Origin of the sequence: Escherichia sp. MOD1-EC7003 (assembly GCF_002965065.1) — a bacterium.
Classification (GTDB): Bacteria; Pseudomonadota; Gammaproteobacteria; order Enterobacterales; family Enterobacteriaceae; genus Escherichia.
Genome location: NZ_PTRE01000158.1, coordinates 1 through 8833, shown reverse-complemented (window position 1 = coordinate 8833; position 8833 = coordinate 1). Strand labels below are relative to the sequence as shown.

Here is an 8833-nt window from a genome sequence, read left to right as displayed (position 1 = left end):
TACGCAGTTACCGCGCTTATATCCCCGCCCGATTGGGCGAGGTCTTACGCGCAAATTGATAATTTATCAAGACGTTTTTTTATTTCCGTTTTAGGATAATCAGAATGAACAACGATTGGATTAAAGTTCGGTACAGTTTTCTGATAAATAGTCAGTATTTCTTCTGCTCGCTGCTTATTGCTAGTACGGGCCATAAGCAAATGATCAAGGCCATTATTTAAGTCTTTACGCAGTTGACCAATAGCTGTCTCTGCGATTGCATGATCCATAAGATCAGAGTAATACTCTTCTACAGGCAGCAAATTTACATTTGTAAAATAGCCTGCTCGTTGGGCTTCCCCCATAGTGTAATTATAGATAATTTTCCCACCAAGGGACTTCTTATCATTCCTAAAGGGGGTAGCTGTAAACTGCACAACACGTTTGTCTTTAAATCGTTCGCGAATTGTCTGCCATGATGAGGCTGAGATATGATGAGCCTCATCAACAAAAAGATGGCTACATGACTCGCAAAGTGCATTTAATGCTGTTTCGGAGCATGCAGACAAAACACTGGTCGTAGCAACCAAGACATTTGATTCACAAGTTAATTGCTCAGCTTCTTCCGCTACCTGAATTCCCTTCTTAATAATAGCGACATTAGGGAGTGCAATGTTAGGCGGAACGACTGTTAACTCTGGCAAACATCCCAACTCAATGAATTTTTTGGATATTTGTGTTCGGAGAGAGTCAGATGGGACTATGAGCAAAATTCGCTCGCATCGCTGGTATATCATGGTAGCCAGCATTGTTTCCGTTTTTCCCGTTCCAGTGGGCAGTACGACAGTAGCCGGTTCTACCTGCAAATCAGTAGCGAAATAGCCTGCAATTGCATGAAGTGCACCCAGTTGGGGTTTTCTGAGACCAGGAGAATAGCGCTCTGGATCGTCCTCTCTAAACTGAAATTGATGATGCCATTGTTCATTAATTTCATCAGATGAAGTGCTAAATACCTGCTCTGGAAATTGCTCCCAGCTTAACTCAGTATCTTCTCGCCATTTTTCGAATGTAAATGGTTCCTTAGCTTTAAGGGAAGCTACACCATCTGCGCATTTCCCCCTAGAATTTGGATCTTTCAGATAGATACAGTCTAGAGGAGGCTTTAGACCCGTAACAAGTTCAAAATATCCTTGGAAACGTGCATTTCTTACTTGAGCCGATACTGTTGTTGATCGGCAAAGTAATTTATGAACATAATTCCCCCCCACTTTTCTTAAAGGGGCAGCTTTCGCGGGCAAGGTAAATTTAATTGTTAACAGGTCAAATAAGTCCATATGTACTTACCTCTTAAGATGTCCTGAAAAAGCCTGCTGACTTAACTTAGAGAAGAGGGCGTCGCTATCAATATCGCCTGACGCCATTTTATTTAAGCTATTGTTGATTATTGATACAATCGAATGAAAATTAACCATGAGTTCGTCGGGCGGAATTAGAACTTCAAAATTTTTAAGTTCAACAGGAGAGATATGTGGCACCGTTGTTTCTGTTGGGCAGCAATGCTTTTCGAAAGCTGGCGATTTAATACAACTGTAAATATAGTTTGTGTAAGATTCGCAACGAGGTCGTAACCTAGCTACACGCTGAACTAAGTACGTTTCTCGCTGATTTTCAGGGAATATGCATACTTTTAACCCGCTTGATATCCACGGACGGTCCATAGCAAGGATAATATCACCTGCCTTAATTAAATAATTATCTAGTTTTTCCAGTTTGTTTTTTGGCCAGAATTTTGTATCAGCCCAATCTAAATATCCCGTAAGCGTATTTGCCCCTCTGCAAAGCCGTACCGCTTCAGACGAATCACTAATGTACTCATTACTTTTGAATGCAAAACCTGTAATGACATCTGCCAATTCAGTAATGGGGGATTTTTTAAATTTTTTTGGATTTTCAACAGGGTCACCAAACATCTCCAAAAATGTAGCACGCAAAAAATCATCAGCCAGTTTGATAGTTTGTTCTCGTTTTTTGCGTATGGCATCAGATAAATCAAGAACAGAAGCAATTTTCACTTGCTCATTTAAAGATGGTAAATATATTTTTAGCTTTGCTAAGTCATCCTTATTAAACCCAGCTTGAGCGGCTCGAGTAGAAACATTTTTTATAAATTCTTGAAATACTACACTGTTTAAAAAATGCCATAAAAATCTCTTGTTTATTTTTTTTAAATCAGGGATGGCTTTAACCAAAGCAACGTTATATGCTCCTGATAACCCAGAGAGAATTTTTCCAATAGATGCTCCATATCTACCTATTAGAATATCATCGTCATTACATTTTTTCAGAGTATGCCTATCCTTAATATAAACAGTTTTATCCTCTCTTTTAAAATCTTGGATTTGTAAAAGCCTTATATATCCATCTTTTTTTTCATAAACAAACTCGTCCTTTGGAGGCTGAGTTCCTCCTTGGATATCACATACTTCAATAAAGGAATATTCTTTCCTGCTCACAGCATCCCCTCCAGCTCATCCAAATCCGCCAGAATCTCTTTTTCCAAATCTTTTAACCGCTTTAGTATCACCTTCGGATCTTCATACTCTTCCGCCTGATACACCACTTCTTTATAACGATTAATAGAGAGGTCGTATTTCTGCGCAGCGATATCCACTTTCGGCACCACAAACGCCGCTTGAGTGCGATCTTTAAAATCAACGCCAGCATCAATCCCTTCCGGGTACTGCTGTTTCAGCAACGCGGCTAACTTCTCGCCCATAAAGTTATCTACCGGTAGCCCGCGCAGAGTACGGTAATGCTTCCAGCTCGCCAGCAGATGTGGCAGATCGTTCTCTTTTATCGGGTTACGCTTGTCATCCAGGCTGTAGCCATCATTTTGTAAATCGTAGAACCAGACCTCATCCGTCTGACCACCTTTAGTGAAAATCAGGATCGCTGTCGCCACGCCAGCATAAGGTTTAAATACACCGGAAGGCAGATTGATCACCGCCTCCAGTTGGTTATCTTCCACCAGCGTTTTCCGCAGTGACTGATGCGCCTTACTGGAGCCAAACAGCACGCCCTGCGGCACGATAGTGGCACTGCGTCCGCCAACTTTCAGCATTTGCAGAATTCGCGCCAGGAACAGCAGTTCAGTTTTTTTGGTTTTCACCATTGCCGACAGCGTGGAGTCGATATCTTCCTCGTCCAGTGAGCCGGTAAACGGCGGGTTCGCCAGAATCAGGTTGAAAGCGTTTTTACTGGCTTGCGGGAAGTTAGTGCTGAAGCTCTGACTCATGGTGTCCTGATAATGGATATCCGGCTCTTCCACGCCGTGCATAATCAGGTTCATAGCGGCGATACGCAGCATAGTAGTGTCAAAGTCGTAGCCGTGGAACATGTTGTTATCCACATGGTCACGCCACGGCGTCAGCAGATCGCCGGTAAAGATTTTTTGCTCTTCCAGCTCACCGCGTTCGTTGCTGCCAATTTCTGTATGGATGGACTCCAGCGAGCTGTATTTTTCCAGCAGGTACTCATAGCTGGTTGCCAGAAAACCACCGGTGCCACAGGCTGGATCGCAAATCGTCTCGCCGCGGGCCGGGTTCGGCTCCATCATTTCAACCATTGTGCGGATAATGTGGCGCGGCGTGCGGAACTGGCCGTTGATTCCAGCAGTGGTCAGCTTGCTTAACAGGTATTCGTAGAGATCGCCTTTGGTATCGCCGCGATCCAATGGCAGGTTTTTGATCACCTCAACCGCTTTGGTCAGTAATGACGGCTTAACAATCTCCAGACGAGCATCTTTCATAAAGTTGCCCAGCAGCGTCACCTTCGACGCATCGGCCTGGCCGAGCTGACGAAAATGCTGGAATACGCCATCGCGCACCACTTCCATCATCTCATCTGAGCCAAGATTGCTATAGTGACTGAAACGGAACTCCTGCTGTTCTGGCGCAAAACGCGGTTTAAAATCAATTCCCGCGATTTGTTTACGCTTCTCGTCGCGTTGTTCCTGGGTATCCAGCATCCGGGAATACATCAGATAGGTGATCTGTTCGATTACGGTCAGCGGGTTGGTGATACCACCCACCCAGAAATCTTCCCACAGGCCGTCGATTTTACTTTTTAAGTCACCGGTAATCATTGTTAGCGTTTATATCCTGTTTTAAATACAAAAGCCCCGCTGCCGGGGCTTGTCATGTGCGTATTATACCGTCGCTGCGTCGGTCACAACACCCAGCTCTTCGACTATCTTTTGCAAGCGGGCGATTTGCGCTATATCAGGGAACACACCGGTAACACCTTCGTTGTGGATATGTGTAAAAGGCTGCTCAAAGAGCTGCCGCATTTCAATGGTACCGTAATCACGGATATGGTTTTTCAGTAATGACAGGAAGCGCAGTTGTTGGCTGGTCAGGCTGTTGTCAGCGGCAAACTGGGCAAAGCGTACTTCAACTGCGTCGCTGTTCATCCCGATGATGGTTCGTAAAAGTTTATCCAGGCTGGCGGTTGCCTGCGGATAGAACTCTTTCAACGCACGAATATCAACGTTGGGGTTCTGGATCAGTACCAGCTTCGCCAGTTCATCCAGCTCGTTTTGCGTGACTGGCTCGCCGTTGCGGATTTTCTTCAGTACCGGGTTTTGCTGGAACAGCGGCTCCAGCGCCCCCTGGACCTGCTGGCGATAGAGTTTGAAATCAATCGAGCGGATATTAGTTTTGCGGGGCTCTGTCTGGATCAGGTTCGCATCTTCGGTAATATCTACCTGTATCGGACCAAATTTCGGCGTCGCGTCTTTTTCCATCAGGTGCATGATACCGCGCAAATGAATGCGGATATCCTCCAGCTCTTCCAGACTGGCCTGCTTCCACCAGCCTAGATCACGAAGCTGATTGATTCGTTGTCCCTGTTGCTGCACCTGCGCCAAATGCGGCGGCAGACGCTCCACTTTTTCGACGATGATCGGCCAGAGCACGTCCAGCTCTTCCGGGTTGGTATAACGGGCAGTTTGCGCCGCCAGAATATCCATATCAAAGCGTATGGCATCGCTTTGCCCGCGCACGTCCAGCCACTGCATCAGCGGGGCCAGAACAGATAGCAGATCCTGCTGTGTTTTCGGAGAAAGCTGGCGCAGCACCTTTTCATCACTGTACTGCGCTTTTTGCTGCCACTTTTCCTGTACGGCAATCGACTTTTCATCCAGTGCGTTGATTTGCTCGCGAAGCTGGTGAGCAACTAAATCCACCGCCTGTTTGTCGAATTTACGTTGCGCAGCGGCCCCTAGCATAACCCACGCTTCGAAGCGTTTTTGTGCAAGCGATTTTGTCGCTGTGACTTCGGCCTCTTCGGTATGCAGTTCGTGATACTCAAAATTGCCCCAGTGATCGAAAATGCGGAATTTCTGTTTATCCAGCGGTTTGCCGTTGTCGTCGTAACCGTACAGCCCCGGACAGAGGCGTGTACCACGGCCAATCATTTGCCAGAACTTCACTTTTGATTTGACCGGTTTGGCAAAGACCAGATTCACAATTTCCGGGACATCAATGCCGGTATCGAGCATGTCAACGGAGATTGCAATGGTCAGCTCTTTGTTGGTGCTTTCATCCAGCCCTTTGAAATCGTCAATCAGTTGCTCGGCGCGGGGATCGTAGTTGTCGATGACCTGGCAGAAACGTCCGGCAAACTGCGGATACATATCGTCGAACAACTCATTCAATAATAGAGCGTGTTTGTGGTTACGGGCGAAAATGATGGTTTTACCGGGAAGCTGGCCGTCCCGATCTTTCAGGCCATTTTCCATCAGGTTACGCAGGATATAGCGGTTGGTGTCTTTGTTGTAGATTGCCTCATCTAGCGCCTTGCCATCAAACTCCAGCGTATTGGGATCTATGCCTTGTTCTTCCAGCTCGCGGATTTGTGCGTCGCTTAATTTCTCCCGTTTAATGCCTTCGCGCAGGAATTCCGTGGTGTGCGTGACAACCTCATAGGGAACCAGATTGTTATCGGCGATGGCATCTTCCAGGCTGTAGTTGGCGGTAGGGATACGTCCTTCACAACCAAACAGGCCGAAAGTGGTTTTACTCACCATGTCGATCGGCGTGGCCGTCAGGCCAATCTGGAGGGCATCAAAATACTTAAACAGATCGCCGTAAACGTTGTAGATAGAGCGGTGGGATTCATCGGCGATGATCAGATCGAAATAACCGACATCGAAATGGTCCATGATTTTCATCATGCCGGGATAGGTGGCAATGTAGATCCTGGCGTTCTGCCTGTCTGCTTTTTTCGATTTTCCAACTACATACAGCGGCTCATTGGTGAATTGATTAAAGGCATTCGCCGCCTGTTTACGTAATTCTTTGCGGTCGCAAAGAAACAGGACGCGTTTTACCCAGCGGGCATCAATCATCAGTTTGCTTAGCGCTATTGCCACGCGGGTTTTGCCTGTACCCGTAGCCTGAACAATTAACGATTGCCGGTATTTATTGGTAAACCGCTCGCTGACACGGGCAATGGTTTCAAGCTGGTACAAACGTCCGGCAACGGCCTTACCCTCGTTATCTTTTACGTGCGGCACACTGTTCAGCGGCAGACGGGTTTCACGCTGTTGAATAAGATATTGCAGGCTTTCCTTGCTGTAGAAGCCAAACACCCGACGCGGGGGATAACCATGAGTTTTATGGTCGTCCCACAGCCAGATATCGTAGCCGTTGGTGTAGAAGATGACCGGGCGCTGACCATATTCTTTTTCCAACCAGTCGGCATACAGTCGGGCCTGAATTCGTCCTTGCTCGGCATTGACGCTGGTTTTTTTTGCTTCCACCACCGCCAGCGGTTTATGCGCCTCATCCCACAAGACATAATCCGCATAACCGTCACCGGTTGCAGTAGGTTGTTCTTTAACGGGGTGTTCCTGCGTAACCTGATCGGTATTATTAAGCTCTTCGCCTACATTCCAGCCAGCAGCAAGCAGGCGAGAGTCAATCAGGCGACGGCGGGTTTCCGCTTCATCAATAGAGAGAATATCGGCAACATGCTGGTTACGCGCTCTGGCTTCATTCAGGCGCTGAGTAAGGTGTTCGGCCTTTTCCTGCTCTTGCTGTAGTGCGCGTTGTAGCGCCAGTTCGCGCTCACGGCTTTCATCCTGAGCCTTGATTGCATCTTCCAGACGTTTTTCATCTGCACGACCTGAAGATTGTGTTAATGGAGGGAGAGTGAATTTGGGACAGTCATCAACATTACCGTGGGCGTAGCGAACATACAGCCAAATTCCTAACAAATACGCTTCTTTGAGCAGCCAGTAAGTATCTTTAGCTTTGATACGTCCACCGTGCGCGGCACGGTTGCCATGGATACGCAGCGCATCCATTTTCATGATAATGGCTTCCGGCATCATGCTGGTAAAGACATCAGCATTCATTAAATCGTAAAGATTAGCCTTAATACCTTCCGGCAACCGCTCCTGACGGTATAACCAGCGCACCATCAATTCGGTGTAGTTGCGCAGCTTGACCAGACAGCTTTCCGGATCGGAGTGAACATAGCGTTCTGCCATACACGCGAGTTCTGCCAGTTCCGGCCACTGGCTGCGCAACATTTCAAAATTGAGAGACTGCTCCATCAATCATCGCCTTATGTCGTGGATACAACAGGATTTTTGGAAAGAATATCACACAAATTTGGCTGATGAAGTGAGACTGATGGCGTATGGTGAATACAGATTTACGGATAGAATTATCAAAAAATACCCACCCATCAGGTCTGCTACTGCTTCAGGCTTTACAGCCAATGTAATCAATGTACGTACCCTTTTTATTTATAACGATTTTCAGAACTAAATCATTTCAATGAACAACGGGAATCCCCTCTCTCGAAATGCGACACGCCGTGTCATATTTTGATTGTATTTTGGTGTTTTATTTTTGTTAACTTTTTAAATTTCAATTTGTTATGTGAGACCTATCTTTTCGCGATTTTTTCTCTACGCGCCCCTTTGGTACGACATAACGTGTCGTACCTGTACGGCATAATCTCCTATATCAATATCAGGTTATTTTGGGAGAACAGGACTGTCCCCACCATGAAAACACAAAACGATCATAATGACCGCCTGTCCGTCAGGCTATCGGTCATTATTAGCCGGTTACTGGCTGGCGAATCCCTGGAGCTTAAAGCGTTAGTTAATGAATTTGGTGTCTCAGAACGCACCCTACAGAGGGATTTTCAACAACGTCTGATTCATCTGGATCTGGAACATTCCAGCGGCAGCTATCGGCTTATCCGACGACCAGGCCGGGAGCACTTACCCAATACCTTTGCGTTTATCCGTAATTCCGGGATTTCAGGGATCATTCCGGCTCAGAATCGCAGGTTAATTCGACTGATTACCAGTAACTCCGAAAGCTCGCCGTGCCTTATAGGGCATGGAGGACTGCCATCTCCAGTTACACAAACCACAAGTTTTCTGGAACTGGCAGAAGCTATCCGCGACTACCGTGCCGTTACATTATTAGTTAACGGTAAAAGCTACGAAGCAGTAGCTCCCCGCCGTCTGATATTTCAGTCCAGAAACTGGTTTCTTGTCGCTACCCGCACCAGAAATTTACAGGTGTTTCGGATGGAAGACGTTAACGCTGTAACCGTTCTGGATACCTCTTTTTGCAGAAAGCCTGAACTTGATGCCCTCACCGCCAGTGAGGAGTTTATTTCGGCCCTTCCTCACTTTCGTTTCATAAGTGACGTAATTCAGACCTTCAGAGAGTAACAGACAACGTTCATTTCAAATTAAAAAGGAGTAAGCGGCTCGTCAGAACCGTATTGATATTTACTGAGAGCTCAGATCAACTTTCCAGGG

Annotated in this window: 5 protein-coding genes; 1 reads left to right on the top strand and 4 read right to left on the bottom strand. The window is 46.6% G+C overall.

The window, feature by feature from the left end:
* Positions 1–44: 44 nt before the first annotated feature.
* The 4 genes from A7090_RS22085 to A7090_RS22070 form a co-directional block, all read right to left on the bottom strand.
* Positions 45–1313 carry a DEAD/DEAH box helicase gene (locus A7090_RS22085; RefSeq protein ID WP_241957290.1) on the bottom strand — a complete coding sequence of 423 codons (1269 nt, stop codon included), beginning with the start codon at positions 1311–1313 and terminating at the stop codon, positions 45–47.
* 6 nt (positions 1314–1319) lie between these two features.
* Positions 1320–2492, bottom strand: coding sequence for a restriction endonuclease subunit S (locus tag A7090_RS22080; RefSeq protein WP_105275530.1), 1173 nt, complete (start codon positions 2490–2492; stop codon positions 1320–1322).
* Positions 2489–4123 (bottom strand): type I restriction-modification system subunit M, encoded by a 1635-nt coding sequence (locus tag A7090_RS22075; protein WP_105275529.1) that lies wholly within the window; start codon positions 4121–4123, stop codon positions 2489–2491. Before A7090_RS22075 ends, A7090_RS22080 begins: the two co-directional genes overlap by 4 nt.
* A 63-nt stretch (positions 4124–4186) precedes the next feature.
* Entirely contained in the window at positions 4187–7600 is a 3414-nt protein-coding gene (locus A7090_RS22070; RefSeq protein ID WP_105275528.1) for a DEAD/DEAH box helicase family protein, read from the bottom strand.
* Between the two features lie 459 nt (positions 7601–8059).
* Here A7090_RS22070 and A7090_RS22065 point away from each other — a divergent pair, with 459 nt between their 5' ends.
* The gene (locus A7090_RS22065; RefSeq protein WP_105275527.1) at positions 8060–8743 is read left to right on the top strand and encodes a WYL domain-containing protein; all 684 of its coding nucleotides are present in this window, start codon (positions 8060–8062) and stop codon (positions 8741–8743) included.
* Positions 8744–8833: the final 90 nt, after the last annotated feature.